Below are 25,198 nucleotides of genomic sequence, written 5' to 3' on the forward strand. Positions count from 1 at the left end.
AGATCGGCGTGGGGCCGGCCATCGCGTCGGGCAGCCACGTGTGCAGGGGGAACTGGGCGCTCTTGCCCGCGACGCCGGCCAGGATCAGGAGCAACGCGACCGTCGGCGCCCCGGTGATCTTGTCGATCTCGAAGCTCTGGGCGGCCACACCGAGCCACGCGATGCCGAGCAGGAAGCCGACGTCGCCGACCCGGGTGACGACGAACGCCTTGACAGCGGCGGCGGGGGCTTCTGGCAGGCGGCGGTCGTGCCCGATCAGCAGGTAGGAGCAGGCGCCCATGACCTCCCAGCCGATGAGCAGGAGAATCAGGTCGTTCGCGGAGACCACGAGCAGCATGGCGCCGGTGAAGAGGCTGACTTGGGCCGCGTACGGGGCGTAGCGCTTGTCGTCGTGCAGATAGGCGACGGAGTAGACCTGAACGCAGAGCGCGACGACCGTGACGGCCAGAGCGACGTAGAGTGCCGCGGGGCCGAGCGAGTAGCCGAGAGTTACTTGATAGCCGCCGAAGGCCACCCATTCGGCGGTGACGCGTACCGGGTCGTCGACCAGGGCGAGCAGGGCGACGGTGACCGCGAGGGCGACGGCGGCGCCGGCGATGCCGAGGGCGGCGGCCGGCCTGCGGGCATCGTTCCTCAGGAGCAGACCCAGCAGACCCAGGAGCAGGGGTACGCCGGACAGCAGCAGCGTGAGCACGTCGGCGGTCATCGGGCGTTCTCGTTCTCGCTCAGGGTGACGTCGTCGACCACCACGGCGGCGCGGAGACGGTAGTACTGCAGCACGATCGCCAGGCCGACGCCCACCTCGGCGGCGGCGAGCACGATGACGAACAGCGCGAAGGCTCCGCCGCGATGCCCCTGGAGCGTCGAGTCCGTGGTGACGAGGATCAGGTTGACGGCGTTGAGCATGAGCTCGACCGCCATCAGGACGAGGATCGCGTTGCGGCGGCGGAGGACGCCGTAGACGCCGAGGCCGAAGAGGAGGGCGGCGGTGACGTACGGGATGACCGCGTGCATCAGGCGTCCTCCTTCCGCTCCGCGGTTGCCGGCTCTTCCGCGGCTTCCTTGTGCGTGATGGGCGCCGCTTCGGCGGGTGCCGGCGGCGCCTGGGCGGGTGCCGGGGCCTCGGCCGGGGGCTCTCCGATGTCGGGGCGGGACAGGATGATCGCGCCGACCAGGGCGGCGAGGAGGAGGATCGAGAGCACTTCGAAGGGCAGGACCCAGGAGCCGAAGATCTCCGCGCCCATCCGCTCCGCGGTGCCGGGGGCGGGCAGGGCGTAGACCGTCCACCGGAAGGCGGCCACGAAGAGCGCCGCCAGCCCCAGGCCCACGCCACCGCCCATGATCAGGGCGGGCCAGGCCGGCCGGTCGAGATCGCGCGACGGGCCGATCGGCGCCCGGGTCAGCATCACCGCGAAGAGCAGCAGGACGACCACGGCGCCGACGTAGACGAGCACCTGCACCCAGGCGACCAGCTCGGCGCCGAGCACGAGGAAGAGGCCCGCCATCGCGCCGAGGCTCACCACGAGATAGAGGCCGGCCCGCACCAGGTGGGCGCTGGTCACGACGAGCGCGCCCGAGCCGACCGCCACGGCGCCGAGCGCCAGCAGCAGCGCGTCGGCGACCGTCACCGCTCGGTCCCCTCGTCCGGCTCCCCGGGTCCGCGCGTCCCGGTGCCGGGCTGCTCGCCGCCGTACGGCTGGGCAGCGGGCTGGTCCGGTGCGGCTGCGAGCGGCTGCTCGGCGGCGGCCTGTTTCGCCTCGGCCACCGGGGCCTTCGGGGCGTCGATGGTGGGCTGGGCTCCCGACGGCGAGGCGGAGGCCGGGGGCGGCACGGTCGGCGCTCCCGATTCCTCGACCGGGCCTGCGTCGCTCGCCGGGCTCGCAGGACTCGCCGGACTTGCCGGGCTTGGCGGGCTCGGCGGGGTCGGCGGGCTCGCCGGGGTCGGCGGGGTCGCCGGGGTCGCCGGGGTCGGCGGGCTCGCCGGGGTCGCCGGGGTCGCCGGGCTTGGCGTTGCTTGCAGGCCGCCTGCAGTTGCTGGACGAACCTGGGCTGGTGGACGGGCGGCGGCGGCCGGGGCTCCCGGGCGGGCTGCGGCCGGGCGGGCCGAGGCTGCGGGGCGGGCGACCTTGGCCGGGGTGGCCGCGCCGGGGCCGGCGGCCTTGCGGGCGGCCGTCGTCTCCTCCTTGGAGGGCTCGCCCAGGACGTCGTGGGCGGGCGGCGGCGGGACGGTCTGCATCCAGTCGCCGAGGCGGTTCTTGTCGTGGAGGAGGTCGAGGACGTCGGTCTCGGCGTACTCGAACTCGGGCGTCCAGTGCAGGGCGTCGAAGGGACAGACCTCGATGCAGATCCCGCAGTACATGCACAGCGAGAAGTCGATGTCGAACCGGTCCAGCACGTTGCGCTGCCGGGCTCGGGCCGCCCCGGGGACGACGACCTCCTCCTTGTGCGAGTCGATGTAGATGCACCAGTCCGGGCACTCGCGTGCGCAGAGCATGCAGACGGTGCAGTTCTCCTCGAGGAGGGCGATCACGCCGCGGGAGCGGGGTGGCAGGTCGGGCTCCACGTCGGGGTACTGCTGGGTCCCCGACCGGCGGGTCATCGTCTTGAGCGTGACGGCGAGCCCGTCCACCAGCCCCTTGCCGGGCGTGCGCCGACCCGGATGCTCACTCATAAGCGCTTATCCTGCCCGGTCGCCGGATTCCTGGTAAGGACACCCCCGGAACATCCTCCCGTACGGTGCGCCCGCAGCACGAGTGCCGCGCGGAGGCGCCACCGATCCGGCCGGTCGCCCGCCCGTCTCCACCCGCCGGGCGACCGCATGACAGCGATGTCGCCGATCGCCGCCGGGGTGTCACGCGCCTGATCGACCGGGAGCGATGCCCGGGCGCCGCGGAGGCCGGCAGCGTTCGCCGAGGTGATCGCGTTCCGGTCGGTCCGGACCGTAACGGGTGGGCGCGCTCCCAGAGCTTTGTGCCTGAACGTGTCTGTTCAGGAGTTTCACAGTTATTTCTCTGAATAACGATGATCGTCAGTTTAGTGCTGTGGTGTCCGGAAACTGGGAGCCCCGGACAACGACCCCGACCCACATTGGAGGGACACCTCATGACCGCTCGGACACCCAGAATGCGCGCCGCAGTGACCGCCTCGCTGGCCGCCGCCGGCGTCGCCGGGCTGCTCGCATCCGCCGCCCAGCCCGCCGCGGCCGCCGAGCCGCCCACGACGCTGGCGACCCCGTGCGTGCAGAAGGTGGCCGTCGTCAACAACGCCGGCTTCGTCCTCAACTTCCAGATCACCACCCGCGACGGCCAGCTCTCCGCGGCGACCGACACCTACCCGATCAACCAGTGGCGCATCATCGACCTGACCTCGACGCCGCTGGCCGAGGGCCTCGACGTCCGGCCCCTCGTCCACGCCACCGCGGGCGACGACGTGGCCGGCAACGTCTTCGTGTCCTACTGCGCGAACGGCCAGACCGCGACCTACACCGCGAGCGGCACCACGCTCGACTACTCGGTCACGCTCCTGACCTGATCGAAGCCGTCGCTCACCCCCCGTCGAACGGGCGACGAGAGCGAACCGGCCGGGCGCATCCGCAACTGTTCCCGACCGGACGACCGGCAGCCGGAGAGCAACCCTCCGAGCGACGCCCCGGGGCCGGAACCCCGAGCGGCCGGGTGAACGACCGACGGACCGGACGGCCGGGCGCACCGCAACTGCGCCCGGCCGTTCGTCGCGTACAGCTCAAGCGCACAACGGCCACGGGTACAGCGGCCTTTCCCGGGGCGGGCGCGATCGTCTTCTCTACAGGGCGACCTTGACCGCGGCGGTGAGGATCAGCTGGCCGAGCGCGACCGGCACGAGGACGAGCCAGCACAGCCGCTGCAGCTGGTCCTCGCGCAGCCGCGGGTAGCTGACCCGCAGCCAGATGACGACGAAGGCCACCGCGAACACCTTCACCAGCGTCCACAACCACCCGAGCTGGTCGGCGGCCGGGCCGTGCCAGCCGCCGAGGAACAGCACGGTGGTCAGCGCGGCGATGACGACGATGCCCACGTACTCCGCGAGCAGGAAGAACGCGAAGCGCAGCCCGGTGTACTCGGTCATGTAGCCGAAGACCAGCTCCGAGTCGGCGATCGGCATGTCGAACGGCGGGCGGCGGATCTCGGCGAGACCGGAGACGAAGAACACCAGCGCGGCGGGCGCCTGCCACAGCAGCCACCAGGGTCGCCACGCCTCGACGATGCCGGGCAGGCTCAGCGTGCCGGCTGCCATCGCGACGCTGGCGGCCGACAGCACCAGCGGCAGCTCGTAGCCGAGCAGCTGCGCTGCGCCGCGCAGGCCGCCGAGCAGGCTGTATTTGTTGGCCGAGGCCCACGCCGACATCAGCACCGCGACCACGCCCACGCCCAGCACGGCGAGGACGAAGAACAGACCGATGTCCAGCCGCTGCGCGACCAGGCCGCCGGGCCCGAGCGGGACGGCCAGGAGCACGATGAGGTACGGAAAGAGCGCCACGACCGGCGCCAGATGGAAGACCCGCTTGTCGGCGTCGCGCGGGGTGATGTTCTCCTTCTGGACGAACTTCAGCCCGTCGGCGACTAGTTGCGCCCACCCGTGGAAGGCGCCCGCGTACATGGGTCCGAGCCGGCCCTGCATGTGCGCCATGACCTTGTGCTCCATCTGGCCCACGACGAGCGGCACCACGAGGAAGCCCGCCACCACCGCGACGACCCGGATCAGCAGGTCGAGCCAGAGCGGCATCAGCCCTCCCCCTCGGTGGACTCGGTCGACTCGGCGGGCTCGGCAGGCTTCACGGGCTCCGCAGGCTTGGCCGGCTCGGCAGACGCAGCGCGGCCGGCAGGCCCAGGACGCGCGGGACGGTCGGCGGCCGTGGGACGGTCAGCGGCGGCAGGACGGTCGGCGGCGGCAGGACGGTCGGCGGCTGTGGGACGCGCCGGACGGTCACCAGGTGCGGAACGGTCGGCAGCAGTGGGACGCGCCGGACGGTCACCGGGCGCGGGGCGGTCGGCAGGAGCGGAACGCGCGGGGCGGTCGGCCGGGGCGCGGCGGGCGGGACGCTCCGGCGGCGGGACCTGGCCCTTGAGCGGGCCCCAGTCGTTCGGGTCGGGGACGCCGGGCGGCCGCATCGGCGCCCGTTTCGCCGCGCCGGCCTCCGACTCCCCGGGCTCCTTGGCGCCGGGCCAGGCCTTGGCGACGCGGGACGCCAGCACGAACTCCTTGCGCAGCGGGTGGCCCTCGAAGCCCGGCGGCAGCAGCAGCGGCCGCAGGTCGGGGTGGCGCTCGAACACGATGCCGAACATCTCGTGGGTCTCGCGCTCGTGCCAGGCCGCGCCCGGATAGAGGTCGACGACCGACTCGACCGAGGGAGCCTCGCGCGGCACCCGGGTGCGCAGGAGCAGGCCGTGTTTGCGGCGGGTGGACCAGACGTGGGCGACGATGCCGAAGCCGCCCTCCAGCTCGTCGACCGCCGACAGCCAGTCGAAGAAGTCGCAGCCCAGCCCGCCCTGGTCCTGCGCCACGCCGAGCGCGGACCACCAGAGGGCGACCGGCACGTCGACGACCGCCCGGGCGAAGCTCGCGCCGCCGCCGGAGACGCCCGCGGTGAGCGCGGACGGGTCCACGGGCGCGTCGGCGTCGTCCGCCGTCAGCAGCGCGACCAGCCGCTCGCCGACCTCTTCGGGAGTCATGGCGCTCATCCTAGGACGAGGCCCCGACAGAAACGTCACTCCAGGCCGGGGAGCCGCCCGTTGCGGAACAGATCGACGAAGTCCTGGTGGTCCTCGCGGGCCTGGTCGCCGTAGCGGTGGGCGAAGTCGACCAGGACGTCCACGAAGCCGGCCTCGTCCTTGTCGACCTGCGCGGCGATCGCCTCCTCGGTGGAGAAGTCGACCAGGTCGTGGCTCGACTCGTCGTCGGCGACCGAGTGCATGCGCGCCACCGCGCGGCCCAGGTCGGCGACGACGCCGGCGAGGTCCTGCGGCTCGTTGACGTCGGCCCAGTCGAGATCGTTCGCGTACGGGGACACCTCCGCCACGAGCTGTCCGACGCCCCCGAGCTCGGTGTAGCCCAGCCACGGGTCGGCGTGCGCCTGCAGGGCCCGCTGCGATTCGGCCGTACGGTGGCCCTGGTGCCGGAAGTAGGCCTCGACCCGCTCGTCGGTGACCCAGCGAGCCACGGCCGGCACCTGGGCCTGCTTCATGTAGATGATGACGTCGTTCTCGAGCGCCTGGGTGTGCCCCTCGAGCAGGAGGTTGTAGGAGGGCAGGCCGGCCGAGCCGATGCCGACGCCCTTGCGCAGCTTGATGTCCTTGATGCCGGTGGACACCCCGTGGCCGTGCGAGGGCAGCGTGTCGAGGTAGGCATGGAACGCGGCGGTGACCTGCTCGGCCGTCGCGGCGTCGACGTCGTAGACGCCGTCACCGAGGGAGAAGCGGCGCTCGTACTCGTCGATGGTGGTCTGACCCGCGAGCAGGTCGACGCGCGTGTTGAGGCGCGCCTCCTGCAGCACGCGGCGCAGCACGCCGTCGGCGTTGTCCAGGGTGATCGAGCCGATCGCGTCGTCGCCGCCGTGCGCGATCGCGCGCAGCTCGGTCAGATAGGCGCCCGCGAACGCCCGGACCAGCGAGGTGATCACGTCGTCGGAGAGCGCCTTGCTGTAGCCGATGAGGGCCACGCTGGCGCTGAAGCGCTTGAGATCCCAGATGAAGGGCCCGACGTACGCCTCGTCGAAGTCGTTCACGTTGAAGACGAGCTGACCGGACGAGTTCATGTACGTGCCGAAGTTCTCGGCGTGCAGGTCACCGTGGATCCACACCCGGCTGGTGTGCTCGTCGAGGAACCGGTCGTCGCGCCAGCCGGCGGTCAGGTCGGCGTAGAAGAGCGAGGCGCTGCCCCGGTAGAAGGCGAACGGCGACGCCGCCATCTTGCGGAACTTGCGCCGGAAGGCCGCGGGATCGACGGCCATCAGCTCGCCGAACTCGCGGGTCAGCACGTCGATGATGAAGTCGGACCGCGGTTGACCACCCATAGCTCGCCAGCCTAGCTGTATTTCGCAACTACAGCTTCTGAGCTGGGGGTTTCACCACACCCGCGGTGAGCGAGACGGCGTCACGGGGGCGCGTGGCCGCGTCCGGCGGGCCGGGGATCAGCGGGTCGGGGCGCGACACGCCGCCCGGGCCCGACTGCTCGGCGGCGATCTTCTGCTGGAGGCTCAGGATGCCGTGCAGCAGCGCCTCCGGCCGCGGCGGGCACCCCGGCACGTAGACGTCGACGGGGATGAGCTGGTCGACGCCCTTGGTGACGGAGTAGGAGTCCCAGTAGGGGCCGCCGGAGTTGGCGCACGAGCCGAAGGAGATGACGTACTTGGGCTCGGGCATCTGGTCGTAGAGCCGCTTGATCGCCGGGGCCATCTTGTCGGTCACCGTGCCCGAGACCACCATGAGGTCGGCCTGCCGGGGGCCGTGGGCGAAGGGGATCACGCCCAGCCGCATGAAGTCGTGCCGGCCCATGCTGGTCGCGATGAACTCGATGGCGCAGCAGGCCAGCCCGAAGTTGAAGACCCACAGCGAGTAGCGACGCCCCCAGTTCAGCGCGAATTTGATGGGCTCACCGAGCACTCCTGGCAGACCGGCCACCCCGTCAAGGTACCCCTCACCACGCCGGACTCTGGAGTTGACTCAGGAAGCCGGTGAGCAACGCCTCGCGCAGGGCGGGCGAGGCCGCGTCGAGCAGCCTGTGCACCTCCGACATCCGTCCGCTCGACAGGCCGGTCGTGGCCGCGAGCTGCTGGATCAGCTCGGGAGTCACGTCCTGCGGGGAGAGCACGGGCACCTGCGCCGGGCGGGTGCCTTCGGCGGCGGTCACCGCGGCGGCCAGGTCGGCGGCGAAGGCGTCGACGGCGTCGCGTACGGCAGCGGTCACCGTCAGGTGCAAGGTGGGCAGGACGTCGTCGTACCCCAGTTGCACCTGGGTGTGCCACCCACGAGCCGCCAGCTCGTCCGCGAGGACGAACACGTCGTAGCCCGGGGTGCACGTGAGGCAGACCACCGTTGTCTCTGCCGGCGCTATGAGCCGTACGCCCTCGGTGGCCTCGACCGCGGCAGCCAGGATCGCGACCGCCTCGCGGGTCCGCCCGGCGAGCCGGAGGTAACCGTCGTCACCCAGATGCCGCACGGTGGCCAGCGCGGCGGCGATCGGACCGCCCGGCCGGGTCGACGTCAGCACCGGGTTGACCATCGGATAGCCGGGCCAGTCCGAGTACGCGAAGTACTGGCTCGCGCGCAGGCCCGCGTCCCGATGGAGCAGCAGCGAGACGCCCTTGGGCGTGTAGGCGTACTTGTGCAGGTCGACCGAGACGCTGGTGACGCCCGGCACGTCGAAGGCGAACGGCGGGATGTCGGCACCGAGCCGGCGCAGATAGGGCAGCACCCAGCCGCCGAAGCACGCGTCCACGTGACACCGGACCCCGCGCTCGGCGGCGACGGCGGCCAGCTCTGCGATCGGATCAATGACACCGTGGGCGTACGACGGCGCGGAGCCCACCACGAGCACAGTGTCCGGCCCGATCCGCCGAGCCGTGGCCGCCACGTCGGCGCGCAGTCCCGAACCGGTGGGAACCACGTCGAGCGCCACCCCGAAGTACTGCGCAGCCTTGGCGAACGCGGCGTGCGCGGAGTAGGGGACGACCATGCGCGGCTGCTCCGTGGCGCCGGCGTCCCGGGCCGCCTTGACGGCGAGCAGGATCGACTCGGTGCCGCCCGACGTGACGCTTCCCACCATGTCCGGTGCGGCTGTTCCGGGACCCGCGCCGAGAAGCCTGCCGGCCGTGGCCACGAGCGCGTTCTCCATGGCGAGCAGGGAGGGGAAGGCGGTCGGGTCCAGGCCGTTCACCGCGGAGGAGATCCCGTACGCCTCCCGGGCGAGCTCGTCCAGGCCGGGAACGGCGGGGTCGTAGACGTACGCGAACAGGCGCCCGCCGTGCGTGGGCAGATCGCCCTCCCGCAGCGCGCGCAGCTCGGCCAGCACCTGGTCGGCGGGGATCCCGGTCACGGCGTCGTCCTCACATCCTCGTAATCGCGCAGCAGCACCACCGCACAGCCCATGAGCAGGGCCGGCACCACCGTGAACCCGAGCAGCACGCCCCAGCGGGCGGTCGCGTCCTGCACCGCCGCGACGCCGGTGGACGACGAGACGTAGCCGAACGCCTGCAGGATCAGCGCGTAGATGCCCGGGCCGAGCGCCAGACCGAGCGTCTCCCCCGCTGTCCACAGGCCTGTGTACAACCCGGCCCGGCGCCGTCCGGTTGTGGCAGTGTCGTGGGCGACCCGATCGGGCAGCATCGCCATCGCGAAGACCTGCTGCCCGGCATATCCGCAGCCCACGAGCGCCACGACCACATAGGTGAGGAGGGCCGGCATGACCCCGGCGAGCAGCAGGGCCAGCGCACCGGCGCTGAAGAGCAGGGAGGCGGCGATCAGGCCGCGGAGCTTGCCGGCGCGCGCGCCCACCCGCGTCCACAGTGGCATGACGAGCAGGGCCGGGCCGACGAAGGCCGCGAAGAGGACGGTCGAGCCGGACTCCTGCTCCATGACGTGGTCGGCGAAATACTGGACGCCGGCCAGCATGGTCGCGGTGCCCGCCGCCTGGATCACCCAGCAGGCCAGGAGGCGGCGGAAGGAGGCGTCCGTGATCGCCTTCTCCTCCTTCCGCACGCCCTCCTGCGGTGGCACGGCGCCGCGGGTGCCCAGGAAGGCGCCCACGGTGCCCACGACGATGAGAAGGGCGACGAAGGCACCGGACCAGCGATGGCCCACCAGGCCGCCGCCGGCGACATCGACGACCAGCGGGGCGAGGGCGCCGGAGACGAGGATGGCGACGGCCAGGACGGCGACGCGCCAGGTCATCAGCCGGGTGCGCTCGGCATATCCGTCGGTCAGCTCGGCCGGCATCGCGACATAGGGCACCTGGAAGAAGGCATAGGCCGTGGCGGCGGCGAGGAAGGTGGCGGCGACGTAGACCCCGGCCGGGGCGCCCCCGGCGAAGGGTCCCGCGAAGAGGGCAGCGAAGAGCACGGCGAGGCTCAGGCCCGCGACGATCAGGTAGGCCCGGCGCTCGCCGCTGCGGTCCGACAGCCGGCCGGCGACGGGGTTGATCAGCACGTCCCAGGCCTTGGGCAGCAGCACGAGCAGGCCCGCCACGCCCGCGGCGACACCGAGCGTGTCGGTGAGATAGGGCAGCAGCAGGAGCCCGGGCACCGTGCCGAAGGGGCCGGTGACCAGGGAGCCGAGGGCATAGCCGAACAGGGTGCGACGGGGCAGCGGGCCGTCCCGGCGTACGTCTGCCGAGGGATCGGCGACCGTCATGGACGCGGATCGTAACCACAGCGAGGGGGTGACGCATAGGCTCAGCGAATGGAGATCCTGCCGGACGCGGGCCCGGTCGCCGCCGGGGTCGCGGCGAGCCACCCGGCCACGGCCGAAGCGGGCCTGCGGGTCCTGCACGCGGGCGGGACGGCCGCCGACGCCGCCGTCGCCGCGGTGCTGGCCACCTGCGTCGCGGAGACCGTCTACACGGGACTGGGCGGCGGCGGCTTCGCGACGTGGCTGGACGCGGCGACGGGCGAGGTCACCTGCCTGGACTTCTTCGTCGCGGTGCCGGGCACGGACGGCGACCGCGAACCCGGCCCCATGACGTCGATCGACGTGTTCTTCGGCGGGATGCCCCAGGTGTACGCGATCGGCGGCGCCAGCGTGGCGGTGCCGGGGACGCCCGCGGGCTGCGCCGAGGTGCACAGCCGGTGGGGGCGCCTGCCGTGGCACGAGGTGGTGCGGCCGGCGTACGAGCTGGCGGCCGAGGGCGTCGCGTTGCCCGCCGCGCACGCCCTGACGCTGGAGCCCTGCGCGCCGGCGCTGACGTGGGGCGAGGGCGCCGCGGTCTACGCGCCGGGCGGGCGGCTGCTGCGAGGCGGGGACAGGCTGTTCCACCCCGGGCTGGCGGAGGCGCTGGCGGCGTATGCGGACCAGGGGCCCGAGCTGTTCTACACGGGCGCTTACGCGAGGCTGACCGTGGACACCGTACGGGCGGCGGGCGGCTCGATCGGGCCCGCGGACCTGGCGTCCTACCGCGTGCTGGAGACCCCGGTCGACGAGGCGCCCCTGGCGTCGTGGCGGGTCCTGGCGCGCCACGACCTCAACCGCACCGTGGAGACCCTCGCGGCGCTGCCCGCGGGGCTGGCCGACCTGCCGCGCCCCGACCGCGCCGTGGCCGTCGCCGCCGCCCTGCGCGACCGCGGTCGTCAGAAGATCGGCGACACCACCAACGTCTCGGTCGTCGACGCGGACGGCAACGCCTGCGTGATCACCACCACGATGGGCCTCGGCGCCGGCGTCTGGCTGCCCGGCCTCGGCATCAATCTCAACTCGATGCTCGGCGAGGGCGAGCTTGTCACCGACGACCTCGCCCCGGGCCGCCGCATGTCCTCCAACATGTGCCCGCTCGTCGTCCGCGACAAGGCCGGCAACCTGATCGTGGCGGCCGGCTCCGCGGGCGCCTCCCGCATCCGCACGGCCCTCGTCGGCACGCTCCTCGGCGTCCTCCTGGACGGCCTCGACATGCCGGCCGCGATCGCCCGCCCCCGCTTCCACGTGGTCGACGACACGGTCCACGCCGAGCCGGGCCTCCCCCGCGCCGAGCTGGCCGCCCTGGCCGCCGCGGGCTGGCACATCAACCAGTGGCCCGCCCTCAACCACTACTTCGGCGGCGTCACCGCCGTGGGCGCCGGCGGCGCCGCCGGAGACCCCCGCCGAGGCGGGGTCGGCCTGCTTCTCTGACCGCTGATCTCAGGCGAGCTGCAGGTCGGCGGCTTCCTCGCGAAGGGCCACGTCGAGGTCGGAGAGGGGCAGGCCGAAGACCCGGTCGGTCTCGGTCGTGTCGAGGTGGAACGGGCGATAGAACTGGTAGTCCATCTCGGCCATCTCGCGAGCCATCGGGACCACCAGGCCGGCGCTGCGCATCACCCAGCGCGGCAGGGGGCGCAGCGGCACCTCGGGGGCACCGGTGACGGCGAAGAAGCGATCGGCCAGGGCGCGGATGCTGAGGCCGGTGTGGGTGGGTGCGTGCCAGGCGCGGCCCCAGGCCCGCTCGTCGCGGGCGAGGGTGACGAGGGCGGTGGCCATGTCGCCGGCGTAGGTCCAGGAGTGCGGGGCGTCGAGGTCGCCGGGCAGCCAGGCGGTGCGCCGCTTGGCGACGGCCGGACCGAGGACCATGGAGAAGACGTTGGTGGTACGCGCGCCCAGGTAGTCCGAGCCGCGCACCTCGACCGTGCGGATGCCGGCGGCCAGGGCGTCCTGCCACATCTTGATGCGCACCTTGCCCTTGCGGCCGACCGCGGCCAGCGGGGTGTGCTCGTTCATGTGGCCGCCGGGCTGGGGCCCGTACACGTAGAGGTTGCCGGTGATGGCGAGGACCGCGTCGTGCTCGCGGGCGGCGGCGATCATGGCGGCCGACAGGGGCGGCCAGTCTCGCTGCCAGGTGGTGTAGGGCGGGTTGACGCAGTTGTAGATGACCTCCGCGCCGCGGGTCAGGTCGATCAGGCGGTCGCGGTCGGCGGCGTCGGCGGCGACCCGCTCGGCCGCGGCCGGGCCGGAGCCGCTGCGGGTGATGACGCGGACCTGGCGTCCCTGGTCGATGAGCTGCTGAGCCACTGCCGAGCCGATGGGGCCGGCCCCGAGGATGACGTCCATGCCGATCTCCTTTGTGAGCACTGCTCTCTTATAAGAGCACTGAACCGAGAAGAAAGCAAGTGGCACACTTGGCGCATGAAGGCTGCTTCGCTGCGCGCACGGGTCCGCGCCGAGATGACGGACGAGATCAAGGCTGTGGCACGCCGCCACCTGAGCACCGACGGCGCGAACCTGTCGCTGCGGGCGGTCGCGCGGGACCTGGGCATGGCGTCGTCGGCCGTCTACCGCTACTTCGCCAGCCGGGACGAGCTGCTGACGGCGCTGATCATCGACGCGTACGGGTCCCTGGGCGACGCCGCCGAGGCCGCCCCCCGGAACTGGCTCGCCGTCTGTCACGCGATCCGCGAGTGGGCCCTGGCCAACCCGCACGAGTGGGCGCTGATCTACGGCAGCCCGGTCCCGGGCTACCAGGCGCCGCAGGCCACCATCCCGGCGGCGACCCGCGTCATCCTGACCCTGGCGAACACCGTCATCGCCGCCGATGTCCCCGCCGGCGAGCCCGTCACGGGCCCGCTCGCCCAGGAGCTGCAGGCCGTGGCGGACGGCTTCGCGCCCGGCGCGGCGCCGCAGGTGGTGGGGCGTGCGATGGGCGCCTGGCTGCACTGCTGCGGTGCGATCAGCGCCGAGCTCTTCGGTCAGCTGCAGAACACGATCGAGGCGCGCTGCGAGTTCTTCGACTTCCAGATGCGCGGCGCCGCCGGCTGGCTGGGTCTCACATAGAGCGCATGTCGACGTGGTCGCCGCGGAAGGGCACGCCCTCGCTGAGCAGCCGCGCCCGCGCCTCCCGCTCGTGACCCGGCGGGAGGCGGCCCGCGCTGTTGACCACGCGGTGCCACGGGACGCCGCCGCCGTGCCGGGCCATGATGGCCCCCACCAGGCGGGCGGAGTTGCGGCCGGAGCGGTCGGCGAGGGCGTCCGCCACGGCGCCGTAGGACATGACCTTGCCCTCGGGGATGCTCTCGACGAGCTTGAGGACTTCTTCGACGTACTCCTGCGGGGTCACCGTGGCCACGATATGAGATGTGAAGTCGGCCCGGGGCGCCCCGGCGAGCAGAATGGGTCAGGTGCGTGATGAGGTGACCGGCGCCCGCCGGATCGTGGTCAAGGTGGGGTCGTCCTCGCTGACCACGGCCGCGGGCGGAATCGACGACCTGCGTGTCGACGCGCTGGTCGACGTGCTCGGCAAGCTGGCCGCCGACGGGCGCGAGGTGGTGCTGGTCTCCAGCGGCGCCATCGCGGCCGGGCTGGCCCCGCTGCGGCTGCGCCGGCGTCCGGCGGATCTGGCCACCCAGCAGGCGGCGGCCTCGGTGGGGCAGGGCCTGCTGATCGGGCGCTACACGGCCGGTTTCGCGCGGCACGGGCTGACGGTCGGCCAGGTGCTGCTCACCGCCGACGACGTGACCCGGCGCAAGCACTATCGCAACGCCCACCGCACGCTGCGCAAGCTGCTCGACCTCGGCGCGGTGCCGGTCGTCAACGAGAACGACACGGTGGCGACCGACGAGATCCGCTTCGGCGACAACGACCGGCTCGCGGCACTGGCGGCCGCGCTGGTGCAGGCCGAGCTGCTGGTGCTGCTGTCGGACGTGGACGCGCTCTACACCGGCGATCCCGCCGACCCGGCGTCCCGCAAGATCACCGATGTGCGGCGGGAATCCGACCTCGACGGCATCGCGATCGGCTCCGCCGGGCGGGCCGGGGTCGGCACCGGCGGGATGGTCACGAAGGTCGAGGCCGCCCGGATCGCGACCGGCTTCGGCATCCCGGTCGTGCTGACCGCCGCGCCGCTCGCCGGGCCCGCTCTGACGGGCGAGGAGGTCGGCACGCTCTTCCACGCCGCGGAGCACCGGCCCGCCGCCCGCTTGTTCTGGCTGGCGCACGCCACCACGCCGCGCGGGCGCCTGCACCTCGACCCGGGCGCCGTCGCCGCGGTGGTCGCCCGGCGCAAGTCGCTGCTGCCGGCCGGCATCACGGCCGTGGACGGCTCCTTCGCGGCCGGCGACCCGGTCGACCTGGTCGACGCCGCGTCGGGGGCGCCGGTGGCCCGGGGCCTGGTCAACTATGACGCCGTCGAGCTGCCCGCGCTGCTCGGCCGCTCGACCCCGGAGCTGGCCGCCGAGCTGGGCCCCGGCTACGAGCGTGAAGTCGTGCACCGAGACGATCTGGTTCTGCTTTGACGACAGGAGAGACGATGAGTGTGCTGCAGCAGGCAGCCGACGCCCGGATCGCCGCCATCGAGCTGGCCGCCGCGACGCGGGCCGAGAAGGACGCCGCGCTGCTGCTGATGGCCGAGCGGCTGGTCGAGCGGGCGGACGACATCGTCGCCGCGAACGCCGTGGACGTGGCGAACGCGCGTACGGGCGGGTCGGCCGACGCCATGATCGATCGGCTGACCCTGACCGCCGAGCGGGTCGCCGCCATGGCCGACGGGCTGCGGCAGCTGGCCGCGCTGCCCGACCCGGTGGGCGACGTGGTCCGCGGCTCGACGCTGGCCAACGGGCTGGAGCTGCGCCAGGTCCGGGTCCCGTTCGGCGTGGTCGGCATCATCTACGAGGGCCGGCCCAACGTGACCGCGGACGCGGCCGGCATCTGCCTCAAGTCCGGCAACGCGGCGCTGCTGCGCGGTTCCGGCTCGGCGATGAGCTCCAACGCGGCGATCGTCTCGGTGCTGCGCAAGGCCGTCGCGGACGCGGGCCTGCCCGCCGACGCCGTGCAGCTGCTCGACGCCAGCAGCCGCGACTCGGTCAAGGAGCTCATGCGCGCCCGCGGACTGGTCGACGTGCTGATCCCGCGCGGCGGGGCGTCGCTGATCAAGACCGTGGTCGAGGAGTCGACCGTGCCGGTGATCGAGACCGGGGTCGGCAACTGCCACGTGTACGTCGACGAGGCCGCCGACCTGGAGAAGGCCCTCGCCGTGGTGCTCAACTCCAAGACCCAGCGACTGTCCACGTGCAACACCGCCGAGTCGCTGCTGGTGCACGCGGCGCTCGTCGACACGTTCCTGCCGCTCGTCGTCGAGGAGCTCGTCAACGCGGGCGTGACGGTGCACGGCGACCCGCGGGTGGCCCAGCTGAGCGGCGTGGTCCCGGCGACCGACGACGACTGGGGGCGGGAGTACCTGTCCGCGGACATCTCGGTGGCCGTGGTGGACTCGCTGGACGACGCGCTCGACCACATCCGCACGTACGGGACCGGGCACACCGAGGCCATCGTCAGCGAGAGCGTCACCGCCACCCGCCGCTTCGCCGCCCGGGTCGACGCCGCCGCCGTGATGATCAACGCGTCGACGCGGTTCACCGACGGCGGCGAGTTCGGCTTCGGCGCGGAGATCGGCATCAGCACGCAGAAGCTGCACGCCCGCGGGCCGATGGGGCTGCCCGAGCTGACCTCCACCAAGTACGTGGTGACGGGCAACGGTCACACGCGCTGAAGGAACCCGTCGACGGCCGCGCGGAAGGCCGCCGGCTGCTCGACCCACGGGAAGTGCCCGCAGTCCTCGAGGACGGCGAGCTCGCCACGCGGGAACTGGCGGGGCAGCGCCACCACCGGCGCGAGCCCCGTCAGCGAGTCCTGGGCGCCGGCGACCACGAGCACGGGCGCGCTGATCGTCTTCAGGCCGGTGCGCAGGTCGTCGGTGGCGTCGATGCCGAAGTAGGCCTGCATCGCCGCGTGACTGATCCACCCGACCGTGGCGTGGGCGCGGGCCCTGTCGTCCCAGACGGCGTAGCCACGCGCGGCGACCCGGGCGTACCAGTCGTTGAGGCCCTGATCGTCCTCGGTGGCCGGGCCCTCCTTCGCGGCCTGCTCGGCGGCGTCGAACCACGGCTCGCCGCGGCGCCGGGCGTAGATCTCGTCCTGATCCGACGGCACGTCGACCAGGTACGCCGACGGCGGCGTGACCAGCACCAATGCCGCCACCCGGGCGGGGAAGCGGACGGCATAGGCGAGGGCGAGCCGCGTACCGGCGGAATGCCCCAGCAGGTGCAACCGGTCGAGCCCGAGGTCCCGCCGCAGCGCCTCGAGATCCTCCGCCTGGCGCCAGTAGGAGCCGCGATCGCCCGGGGGCAGCGGCGTCCGTCCGACACCGCGCAGGTGCGGCACCACCAGCCGGTGGGTGGTTGCCAACCCCGCAAGATCCCCCAGGTACGCCGGGTGGCGCGCGGCGCCCCCGGCCAGCGCGACGATCGTCCGCTCGCCGCCCGGGTTGCGGGTCTCGTAGAACAGCTCCGTGCTCAACGGCACGCCCTGATCACGGTGAGCGTGGTGTTGACGTCGAAGATGGGCCCCTCGTCGCTGTCCCAGCCGCCGTCCGTACGCTGCGTCTCCGCCAGCCGTTTCCGCGCGCTCTGCAGCAGCCAGTCGTCGCCCAGGTTGACGCGTCGCAGGGCCGCCGCCATGTTGGCGAGGTCGGCCGGGGACATGTCGCCGAGCCGGTCGCCGAGAACCAGTTGGACGCGCGCCGACTCGTAGAAGAACTGCTGCTCGTGCAGGAGCCCCGCGGCGTGCCAGCCGGCCGCCAGGAAGGAGGGCCAGGTGTTGTCGGGGCGCAGCTGCGAGACCACGAACCGGGCGGCCGCGCCGAGCTCCTTCGCGTAGCGGGCCGGGGCCTCGTGCCGCGGGTGCTCCTCGACGTCGGCGACGGTCATCCAGAAGCCGGCCACCGCGGTCAGATAGAACGTGGCCTCCGGGTCGCCGGGCATGGCCCAGGCCGGTGCCTCGCCGGCGAGCGACTCGTCCTCCTGCCAGGTGCCGTCCTCGCGCTGCACACTCGCCAGCCAGGCGAGCGCCTTCTCGACGGGTGGCCCCTGGAGGCCACCGAGATCGTCCAGCTCGGCCAGGCGGAAGCAGGTGGCGTCGATCGAGGGCACCGACCCGTCGCCGGACGCGGGCCAGCCGCCCGCCTCGGTCTGCCCGCTCTCCATGCGCTCGAGCACGTTCTCCGGCGGGCGGGTGCCGGCGCGCAGCCACGAGAGACGTGCCCGCTCCACCGGATCGCCGTGCGCCACGACATACCCGATCGCGGCATCCATATCGACCACGACCGAGACGCTACCGCGCCGATGATGTTCGTGCCGCTGGTCAGCGGCACTTAAGAAGGGCGACCCGCCCCCAAAGGGACGAGCCGCCCGGAAGTTGGCACCTCTAACGGGTGACCATCAGTACGACGGCAGCGACGGATCCACCGTGTTGACCCACGACACGATGCCGCCCTGCACGTGCACCGCGTCCTTGAAGCCGGCCTGCTTGAGGGCGGCCAGGGCCTCGGCCGAGCGGACGCCCGACTTGCAGTGCAGCACGATCTGCCTGTCCTGCGGGAAGCGGGACAGCGCCTCGCCCGAGAGGATCTCGCCCTTGGGGATCAGCGTCGCGCCCGGGATCGACACGATCTCGTACTCCGCCGGCTCACGGACGTCGACCAGGAACACGTCCTTGCCCGAGTCCTGCCACTCCTTGAGCTCCTTGGCCGTGATGGTGGCGTTGAGCGTCGCCTCCTGGGCCTCGGTGGAGACGGCGCCGCAGAAGTCCTCGTAGTCCTCGAGCAGGTCGGTGACCGTCGGGTTCTCGCCGCAGAGGGCGCAGTTGGGGTCCTTGCGCACCTTGATCTTGCGGTATTCCATCTCCAGCGCGTCGTAGACCATCAGCTTGCCGACCAGCGGCTCGCCGATGCCCGTGAGCAGCTTGATGGCCTCGTTGACCTGGATCGAGCCGATCGACGCGCAGAGCACGCCGAGGACGCCGCCCTCGGCGCAGCTCGGGACCATGCCGGGCGGCGGGGGCTCCGGGTAGAGGCAGCGGTAGCAGGGACCGTGCTCCTCCCAGAACACGGACGCCTGGCCGTCGAAGCGGTAGATCGAGCCCCACACGTACGGCTTGCCGAGCAGCACCGCGGCGTCGTTGACCATGTAGCGCGTCGCGAAGTTGTCCGTGCCGTCGACGATCAGGTCGTACTGGCTGAAGATCTCCTTGACGTTGTCGCGGTCGAGCGCGGTGTTGTGGATGACCACGTCGACCAGCGGGTTGATCTCGCGGATGCTCGCCGCGGCGGACTCGGCCTTGGGGCGGCCGACGTCGGAGACGCCGTGGATGATCTGGCGCTGCAGGTTGGACTCGTCGACGGTGTCGAAGTCCACGATGCCGAGCGTGCCCACGCCCGCGGCGGCCAGGTAGAGCAGCGCGGGCGAGCCGAGACCACCGGCGCCGACGACGAGCACCCTGGAATTCTTGAGCCGCTTCTGCCCGTCCATGCCGACGTCAGGAATGATCAGGTGACGGGAGTAGCGCTGGATCTCGTCGATCGACAGCGAGTCGGCCGGCTCGACGAGCGGGGGCAGTGACACGGTGAACTCCCCGGGTTGACGGTAAGGTGCGCACCCATTGTTGCTCGGTGACCGCCGGATTTTCCATGACGAGGAACACCGGCCCGACATGCGGGACGGGGGAATGCGCCGTCAGTCCAGCGGGTTTCCGGCGTACCGCTTGCCGTCGAGATAGGGCCAGGCGTTCGCCACGCACCCCTTGAGGCCGTAGGTCTGCTGCATCATCACCGGGGCCGGCTCGCCCTTGCCGGGGCAGGCCTCGTGCGAGTGGCCCAGCTGATGGCCCACTTCGTGATTGATCGCATACGCCCGGTAGACCTCGAGCGGCGCGCCGTAGTCCGGGACCGCGTCCTGCCAGCGGTCGAGGTTCATGACGACCTGGCCCGGCAGCCGGCACGAACTGTAGTCGCCGGTCGTGAGGCCGCCGGTGGCGCACATCTTCTCGGTGGTCGGCACCGAGGCCAGATAGATCGTGAACTCCGAGGCGGCGGTCTGCGGCACGCGCTGCAGCCGGAACTGGCGAGCGGCGATCCAGCTGCGCGGGTCCCCGAGCACCCGGTCGATCTCGTCGGCGAACTCGCCGCCGTTGCCCTGCCCGATCCGGTTCTCCACGGCGACCTTGAAGCGGCGCAGCGTGCCGGTGGTGCCGAGCACCGGGCCGTACCCGCTGACGAAGGTGAAGCCGGTCGCGCTCACATTGGCCGGCGCCTTCGTCGGCGGCTGGTCCACGGCGTCGGGCGGGATGCCCCCGGTCGCGGGCTTCGTGGCCGCCGCGCTGGCCGCCGCACTGGGCCGCGCCGGCGCCGCCGCCTCGGGCTGGGCGGTCACGACCGGGCTGCCCGACGGCTTGGTCTCGTCGTCGTTGTTCCGCAGGATCTGCCCGGCCACCAGCACGATCACCGCCAGCAGCAGGAAGAACAACACGGCCGCCTGCCGCCGCTTCTTGTCCATCCGCCGGGCGGCGGGAACGGCGTCCGCGTCTCCCTCGGCAGGCGGCGCCGGCGGCGGCGGAATGATCATCGGTGGTCCCGCGGGCGGGACCGCGGCCATGGTGGGTGCGCCGCCCGGCCACGACTGATCAGTACGCCCATCCGCCGCCACGCCGAACGGCGCCCCCGGCGGCGGGAAGTACGGATCCGGCACCGGCGGCACGACGGGCATCGCCACGGTGGGTGCGTCGGGTGTCGCCACCGCCTCCGGGGTCTGCACTGTGGCCTGGGGCGCTTCCACGGTCTGCACCGTGGCCTGGGGCGCCTCCGGGGTCTGGACTGTGGCCTCGGTCGCTTCCGCGGTCCGCACAGTCACCGCCGTGGCGCCCGACGTCTGGACCGTGACGGCCGGGGCTCCCGGCGCCTGGATCGTGACGGCCGGCGTTTCCGGGGCCTCGGCCGGCTTGGGTTCCGGGGCTCGGGTCGCGCTCTGGCGGCGGGTGGTGCGGCGGGCCGGTCCCGCGGTGGTGAGCACGGGCTCGTTCTCGGCCGGCGCCTCGGCCACCGTGGACGCCTTGGCGGTAGATGTCTTGGTGGTCTTGGACACCGCCGCGGCGTCGGCCTTGCCCGCGGCGTAGGCCTCGGCGACTTCTCCGGCGGAGACCGCGGCCGGCTCTGCCGCTTTGCGGGCTCGGGATCGGGCCGGCGCCCGTGTGACAGCGGACCCGTCGCCTTTGTCGGGTGCGGCCTTGGCAGGGGCCGCCTTGGCCGCAGCTGTCTTGGCGGGTGTGGCCTTCGCGGCCGTCGTCTTCGCGGGCGTGGCCTTGGTCGGCGTGACTTTGGCCGGCGTGGCCTTGGTCGCCGCCGCCGCCTTGGTCGGCGTGGCCTTGGTCGCCGCCGCCCTGGCCGGTGCGGTCTTGGCCGGTGCGGTCTTGGCCGGGGTCGCCTTGGCGGGTGTGGCCTTCGTCGCCGCCTTGGCAGCCGTTGCCTTGGTGGCGGCCGCCTTGGTCGCCGTCGCCGTCGCCTTCGTGGCCGTCGCCTTCGTGGCAGCGGCCTTGGTCGCCGTCGTCTTGGTCGCCGTCGCCTTCGTGGCCGTTGCCTTGGCGGCGGTCGTCCGCGGGGCAGCGCGCTTCACCGGCGCAGCCTTGATCGGCGCAGCCTTGGCCGGGGTCGTCGCCGTCGTGGGCTCCCGCACGGTCAGTTCCTCGTCGGCGGTCCGAGGCACTGGGGAACCTTTTGTCGCCTTTGCCATAACAAACGCCAGAGTGCCAGAGGCGACGGCTCGTCACAGGCGTTTCGCGAGACCACCTCAGAACCATCGACTCCCAGGTGATGCCGCCCCGGCCGAACCGCCCCGCCCGGCTGGGCCGAAGGGTGTGAGCAGGCACGATCGGGGGCTGGGGGGCGTACCCGAAAGGGGTGGGTGGCATCGCTCAGAGGGCGGGACCGCGCAGCGTCCGGCCGCCCTTGCGGGGCCAGGCGTAGGGCACGCAGCCCCGCAGCGTCAGGGTCTGCTGCACCATGACCGGCGCCGGGCCGCCCGCCCGCGGACAGCCCTCGTGGTGGCGGCCGAGCTCGTGCCCGACCTCGTGGTTGATGACGTACTGGCGGTAGACGGCGAGCGGCACCTTCGCGGCCGTGTACGTCGGCGCCGACAGCCGCCACCGGTCGAGGTTGATGACGGCACGTCCGGTCGTCCGGCACGACGTGTACGGGCGGCCGCCGACCGTGATGTTCACGCCACCGTTCGCGCACATCCGACCCGCCGTGGTGCGCGTGGCGAGATAGACAGTGAAACTCGCAGCCGCCCCGCCCGGGACCCGCTGGAGACGCACCTGTCCCACCCCGGTCCAGCTGCGCGCGTCACCGAGCGTGGCCTCGACCGTGGCGGCGAACTCCCGGACATCCTCGCCGCTGCCTTTCTCCACGGCCACGCGGAAGCGGCGGAGCGTACCCGTGGTGCCGAAGATTTTGCTCGTCCCCGGCGCATACGTGAACGTGCCCGAGCCCTGGGTGGGCACCTTGCCCGGCAGGCTGAGCGCGTCCACGGGCGGGAGCGGCGAGGCGGGGGATGTGGACGGCGACGGCGACCCGCCGTACTGCACCAGACCGGGACCCTCCGCGGTGCGGGACGTCACCGGAGAGGGCAGGACAGCCGGATCCCCGGACGTCACCGACCACACGCGCGGCAGCAGCAGAGCGCCGGCGCCCAGCACGACCGCGGCGAGCAGCGTCGCGGGCAGCCACCGGCGCCGGCCGGCCCCGGGCTCGCGGGAGCCGGCCGCGGGCGTCCGGATCTTGACCATCGGTCTTCACCCTGCCACAAAGGCCAGGCCAGGGCCGGGATCAGCGCTCGGACGGCTGCCTTCCCGATCTCGACAGACAGCTTGGTGGACCCCGTCAGGCGGCTTGGCGGACCCCGTCAGGCGGCTTGGCGGAGCCCGTCAGGCGGCTTGGCGGAGCCCGTCAGGCGGCTTGGCGGAGCCCGTCAGGCGGCTTGGTGGACCCCCCGTCAGGCGGCTTGCGGACACGTCAGGCAGCTTGATGGACCGCGTCAGGCGGCTTGGTGGACCTCGTCGAGCAGGCCCAGGATGCCGCGGGCCACCAGGCGCGGCACCTCCATCTGGGCGACGTGGCCGACGCCCGGCAGGAGCAGCAGCCGGCTGTCCGGGATCGCCCGCGCCACCTGCGCCGGCACGCGCGAGTCGACGAGCGTGTCGCGCATCCCGCCGACCACGAGGGTGGGCACGGTCACCCGGGAGGCCAGCCGCCACTGCGAGTTCGCCCCCGGCAGGTACGCCCGCAGGAAGCTCGACACCAGCCCGCGCAGCGTCCCCATGTACGCCTTCGGATAGTGCTCGACCGTGTAACGCAGCCGGATCTCCTCCGTCGCCTCGGCGCGGCGCTGCTCGCTGACCTTGGCGGTGTCGCCGAAGCAGGCGCGGATCACCTGGTCGGCGACCTGCTCGACGGTCATCCGGCCGAGGCCCCACGCGTAGACGAGGTCGGCCCGGGGCAGCGCGAGCAGCGGCAGCAACGGCCCCTGGGCGGTGCGCCGCGGGTTGAGGAACGGCATCGCCGGGCTGATGAGGCTGAGGGTGCGCACCAGGTCGGGGCGCAGGGCCGCCACTCGCACGGCGATCGAGCCGCCGAGCGAGTTACCCACCAGGTGGACCGGGCCGCGGTCCGCATACTCCAGATAGGCGATGAGCCCGTCCGCGAACGCCGGCACCGAATAGCGCCTGGTCGGATCGCTGTAGCCGAAGCCGGGCAGGTCCACGGCCTGGCCGTCGAGGCGGCCGGCAAGGAGCCCGGCGACGTCCGTCCAGTTCTGCGAGGAGCCGCCCAGCCCGTGCACGTAGACGGCGGGCTCGGCCTCCGGCGAGGCGCCGGGGGTGTCCCGCACGTGCAGCATCGCGCCGCCGACGTGAACCTTGCGAGCCGGCCACGGCGGCGGGACGGCCCCGTCCGGGGGGAGGGCCTCGTCGGCCGCTAGTTGTGCACCCTTCATCAGGACAAGAGTGCCTCAAGCCTCCGGTTGACCGCGGCGAGTGTGGCGCGCACCATGGCGTCCCGGTCGTCGCCGGTGACGACGGCCGAGCCCGCGAGCTGCTCGACCCATCCGTCGGTGGCCAGCAGGACCACCGCCACCGCCACCTGGATCGACCCGAAGGGTACGACCGCCGCGTGCTCGACATAGCACTTGGCCGGCCCCTCCACGTGCACGGAGTGGCCGAGCAGCTGGTCGACGGCGTGCGCGGTGGCCGTGGCACAGAGTCGCAGCAGGTAGCCGTCGAAGGCCGGCCCGGTGGCCTCCCCCGCGGCGACCCGGCCGCCCACGGTCAGGCGCACCGACACGGTGGCCTCCGTGCCGAACGTGTTGACCTGCACGTTCTCGATCATGATCCGCGGGCCCGGGCGGTCGCCGGGCTCGAGCAGCGGCCGCGGGCTCTCGCCGGCCGGGTTGCGCTGGGGCAGCGTGCGACCGGACGGGTTGGGCTGCGCCGGCACGAAAGGGGCGTGTGAGGCCGGCGGATAGCTCGCCCCGGCCTGGTAGGTCCCCGCGGTCGGGAAGGACGCCGGGTTCGCGCCGGGCCGGGTGACCGACGGCGGCGCGGACGCGGGCGCCGGGCCGGGCCGCAGCGGAGCCGGCGACACGGACCGGGAAGCCGGTGCGCCCGTGCTCGCCGGCGGAGCGGATCTCGGCGCCGCGGGAGCCGGCGGCGCCGACCGGGGCGCGGGAGACGGCGGAACAGACCGGGGCGCTGACGACGGCGGCACGGACCGCGGCGCGGAGGACGGCGGCGCGGACCGGGGCGACGGGCCGGGCGGGGCCGACCGCGGAGCCGGGGCCGACGGGACTCCGCCCAGCGGCGCGGCGCCCTGCATGGCGGCGTCGAGACCCATCCGGTCCTGCAGCAGGCGGGCCACCTGGCGGCTCACCTCGGCCGGGTCGGCACCCTCGGCCAGGTCGAGGCGCAGGCTGTTCGCCCCGGCGGGAGTGGTGCGCAACGCGGCGTCCCGGACGCCGTCCACCTCGCGGACGGCCTCCAGGATCGCTTTGACGTCGAAGCCCTCCTGCCGCTCATGCGACTCCAGCGCGTCGTCGCGGCGCAGGTGCGTGGCGATGCGCGCCAGCGCGGGGGTCTCGGCCGAGGGCTCCACGGACGGCGGCTCCGGGACGGTGGGCACGTCCGGCCGGGCCGGGACGCGCTGGGGCAACGCGGGGGTCTGCTCACCCGTGCTGCCGGCCCCGGGGTCACCGGGGCGGGCGGGGAACGCCGGCTCGTAGGGCAGCCGGCGCGGGAAGCTGGAGGGATCGTACGACGGGCGGCCCGGCCCCTGATCACCGGAGCGCGCGTCGTCGGTCACCGGGGCGGAGGCGACCTGCGGCAGGCCCTCCATCGGGGTCGGCTGCGCGTGCCGGGCGGCGTCGGGGTTGTTCCACGGCCGCGGGGCAGGCCGGGACGGGCGTTCCGCGGGGAAGGCCATCCGGGTGTCGCGGCGGGAGTCGTCCAGATCCCCCTCGTACGGGTAAGGCGGCGCACTGGCCGACGCGGCGGCCCGCGGCTCCTCGCCGCGCAGCAGCTCCGGCGAGAGCGGATCGGGGCGGGCGGGCTCGTCGGCGGGCGGCAGCGGGGACAGCAGGTCGTCGTAGCGGACGCGGCTCTCCTGCCAGCGCGGCGTCGCG

Annotated in this window: 22 protein-coding genes and 2 pseudogenes; 5 read left to right on the plus strand and 19 right to left on the minus strand. The window is 73.1% G+C overall.

The window, feature by feature from the left end; genetic code table 11:
* The 4 genes and pseudogenes from RBH18_RS32215 to RBH18_RS32230 form a co-directional block, all read right to left on the minus strand.
* The coding region (locus tag RBH18_RS32215; protein WP_306214243.1) for a proton-conducting transporter transmembrane domain-containing protein at positions 1-706 on the minus strand (706 nt) is incomplete at its 3' end.
* Positions 703-1,014, minus strand: coding sequence for an NADH-quinone oxidoreductase subunit NuoK (nuoK, locus tag RBH18_RS32220; protein WP_306214244.1), 312 nt, complete (start codon positions 1,012-1,014; stop codon positions 703-705). The genes RBH18_RS32215 and nuoK, both read right to left, overlap by 4 nt.
* Complete coding sequence (locus RBH18_RS32225; protein WP_306214245.1) at positions 1,014-1,628, minus strand: NADH-quinone oxidoreductase subunit J family protein; 615 nt, start codon at positions 1,626-1,628, stop codon at positions 1,014-1,016. The genes nuoK and RBH18_RS32225 overlap by 1 nt, the downstream gene beginning before the upstream one ends.
* 371 nt (positions 1,629-1,999) lie before the next feature.
* Positions 2,000-2,671 (minus strand): annotated as a pseudogene (locus RBH18_RS32230) (NuoI/complex I 23 kDa subunit family protein); the annotation flags it as partial.
* A 431-nt stretch (positions 2,672-3,102) separates the two neighbouring features.
* Here RBH18_RS32230 and RBH18_RS32235 point away from each other — a divergent pair.
* Positions 3,103-3,531 (plus strand): hypothetical protein, encoded by a 429-nt coding sequence (locus RBH18_RS32235; RefSeq protein ID WP_306214246.1) that lies wholly within the window; start codon positions 3,103-3,105, stop codon positions 3,529-3,531.
* Positions 3,532-3,801: 270 nt separating this feature from the next.
* Here RBH18_RS32235 and RBH18_RS32240 read toward each other — a convergent pair whose 3' ends face one another.
* From RBH18_RS32240 to RBH18_RS32265, 6 genes and pseudogenes are all read right to left on the minus strand, one after another.
* The gene (locus RBH18_RS32240; RefSeq protein WP_306214247.1) at positions 3,802-4,761 is read right to left on the minus strand and encodes a complex I subunit 1/NuoH family protein; all 960 of its coding nucleotides are present in this window, start codon (positions 4,759-4,761) and stop codon (positions 3,802-3,804) included.
* 344 nt (positions 4,762-5,105) lie between these two features.
* Positions 5,106-5,708, minus strand: a pseudogene (locus RBH18_RS32245) (NADH-quinone oxidoreductase subunit C); the annotation flags it as partial.
* 35 nt (positions 5,709-5,743) lie between these two features.
* Positions 5,744-7,048 carry a DUF2252 domain-containing protein gene (locus RBH18_RS32250; RefSeq protein WP_306214248.1) on the minus strand — a complete coding sequence of 435 codons (1,305 nt, stop codon included), beginning with the start codon at positions 7,046-7,048 and terminating at the stop codon, positions 5,744-5,746.
* A 28-nt stretch (positions 7,049-7,076) separates the two neighbouring features.
* Positions 7,077-7,655, minus strand: a complete 579-nt coding sequence (locus tag RBH18_RS32255) for an NADH-quinone oxidoreductase subunit B (protein ID WP_306214249.1) — start codon at positions 7,653-7,655, stop codon at positions 7,077-7,079.
* A gap of 16 nt (positions 7,656-7,671) precedes the next feature.
* Positions 7,672-9,069, minus strand: coding sequence for a pyridoxal phosphate-dependent decarboxylase family protein (locus tag RBH18_RS32260; RefSeq protein WP_306214250.1), 1,398 nt, complete (start codon positions 9,067-9,069; stop codon positions 7,672-7,674).
* Complete coding sequence (locus tag RBH18_RS32265; protein WP_306214251.1) at positions 9,066-10,382, minus strand: MFS transporter; 1,317 nt, start codon at positions 10,380-10,382, stop codon at positions 9,066-9,068. The genes RBH18_RS32260 and RBH18_RS32265 overlap by 4 nt, the downstream gene beginning before the upstream one ends.
* 48 nt (positions 10,383-10,430) lie before the next feature.
* Here RBH18_RS32265 and RBH18_RS32270 point away from each other — a divergent pair, with 48 nt between their 5' ends.
* Positions 10,431-11,849, plus strand: coding sequence for a gamma-glutamyltransferase (locus RBH18_RS32270; protein ID WP_306214252.1), 1,419 nt, complete (start codon positions 10,431-10,433; stop codon positions 11,847-11,849).
* A gap of 9 nt (positions 11,850-11,858) precedes the next feature.
* Here RBH18_RS32270 and RBH18_RS32275 read toward each other — a convergent pair whose 3' ends face one another.
* Positions 11,859-12,761 (minus strand): NAD-dependent epimerase/dehydratase family protein, encoded by a 903-nt coding sequence (locus tag RBH18_RS32275; RefSeq protein WP_306214253.1) that lies wholly within the window; start codon positions 12,759-12,761, stop codon positions 11,859-11,861.
* A gap of 75 nt (positions 12,762-12,836) precedes the next feature.
* On the opposite strand from RBH18_RS32275, the gene RBH18_RS32280 reads away from it, so the two are divergent.
* On the plus strand, positions 12,837-13,481 hold the full coding sequence (locus RBH18_RS32280; protein ID WP_306214254.1) for a TetR/AcrR family transcriptional regulator: 645 nt from the start codon (positions 12,837-12,839) through the stop codon (positions 13,479-13,481).
* On the opposite strand, the gene RBH18_RS32285 is transcribed toward RBH18_RS32280, so the two are convergent.
* The gene (locus tag RBH18_RS32285; protein WP_306214255.1) at positions 13,474-13,764 is read right to left on the minus strand and encodes an MGMT family protein; all 291 of its coding nucleotides are present in this window, start codon (positions 13,762-13,764) and stop codon (positions 13,474-13,476) included. The genes RBH18_RS32280 and RBH18_RS32285 overlap by 8 nt on opposite strands.
* Positions 13,765-13,825: 61 nt before the next feature.
* Here RBH18_RS32285 and proB point away from each other — a divergent pair, with 61 nt between their 5' ends.
* The gene (gene proB, locus RBH18_RS32290) at positions 13,826-14,938 is read left to right on the plus strand and encodes a glutamate 5-kinase (RefSeq protein ID WP_306214256.1); all 1,113 of its coding nucleotides are present in this window, start codon (positions 13,826-13,828) and stop codon (positions 14,936-14,938) included.
* A gap of 14 nt (positions 14,939-14,952) precedes the next feature.
* Positions 14,953-16,191, plus strand: a complete 1,239-nt coding sequence (locus RBH18_RS32295) for a glutamate-5-semialdehyde dehydrogenase (RefSeq protein ID WP_306214257.1) — start codon at positions 14,953-14,955, stop codon at positions 16,189-16,191.
* Here the strand turns inward: RBH18_RS32295 and RBH18_RS32300 are convergent.
* The 7 genes from RBH18_RS32300 to RBH18_RS32330 form a co-directional block, all read right to left on the minus strand.
* Positions 16,179-17,003 (minus strand): alpha/beta fold hydrolase, encoded by an 825-nt coding sequence (locus RBH18_RS32300; RefSeq protein WP_306214258.1) that lies wholly within the window; start codon positions 17,001-17,003, stop codon positions 16,179-16,181. The two genes, RBH18_RS32295 and RBH18_RS32300, sit on opposite strands and share 13 nt — an antisense overlap.
* Positions 16,994-17,800 (minus strand): prenyltransferase/squalene oxidase repeat-containing protein, encoded by an 807-nt coding sequence (locus tag RBH18_RS32305; protein WP_306214259.1) that lies wholly within the window; start codon positions 17,798-17,800, stop codon positions 16,994-16,996. The genes RBH18_RS32300 and RBH18_RS32305 overlap by 10 nt, the downstream gene beginning before the upstream one ends.
* A 117-nt stretch (positions 17,801-17,917) precedes the next feature.
* A complete protein-coding gene (gene moeZ / locus RBH18_RS32310) occupies positions 17,918-19,099 on the minus strand; it encodes an adenylyltransferase/sulfurtransferase MoeZ (protein WP_306214260.1) in 1,182 nt (393 codons plus the stop codon).
* A 111-nt stretch (positions 19,100-19,210) separates the two neighbouring features.
* Positions 19,211-21,232 carry a DUF3152 domain-containing protein gene (locus RBH18_RS32315; RefSeq protein ID WP_306214261.1) on the minus strand — a complete coding sequence of 674 codons (2,022 nt, stop codon included), beginning with the start codon at positions 21,230-21,232 and terminating at the stop codon, positions 19,211-19,213.
* A 208-nt stretch (positions 21,233-21,440) separates the two neighbouring features.
* Positions 21,441-22,313 (minus strand): DUF3152 domain-containing protein, encoded by an 873-nt coding sequence (locus RBH18_RS32320; protein ID WP_306214262.1) that lies wholly within the window; start codon positions 22,311-22,313, stop codon positions 21,441-21,443.
* Between the two features lie 248 nt (positions 22,314-22,561).
* A complete protein-coding gene (locus RBH18_RS32325) occupies positions 22,562-23,518 on the minus strand; it encodes an alpha/beta fold hydrolase (RefSeq protein ID WP_306214263.1) in 957 nt (318 codons plus the stop codon).
* Positions 23,518-25,198, minus strand: a 1,681-nt coding sequence (locus RBH18_RS32330; RefSeq protein ID WP_306214264.1) for a Daple, incomplete at its 5' end; no start/stop codon positions are given. The genes RBH18_RS32325 and RBH18_RS32330, both read right to left, overlap by 1 nt.

It is taken from the genome of Actinoplanes oryzae (genome assembly GCF_030757795.1).
Lineage (GTDB): Bacteria > Actinomycetota > Actinomycetes > Mycobacteriales > Micromonosporaceae > Actinoplanes.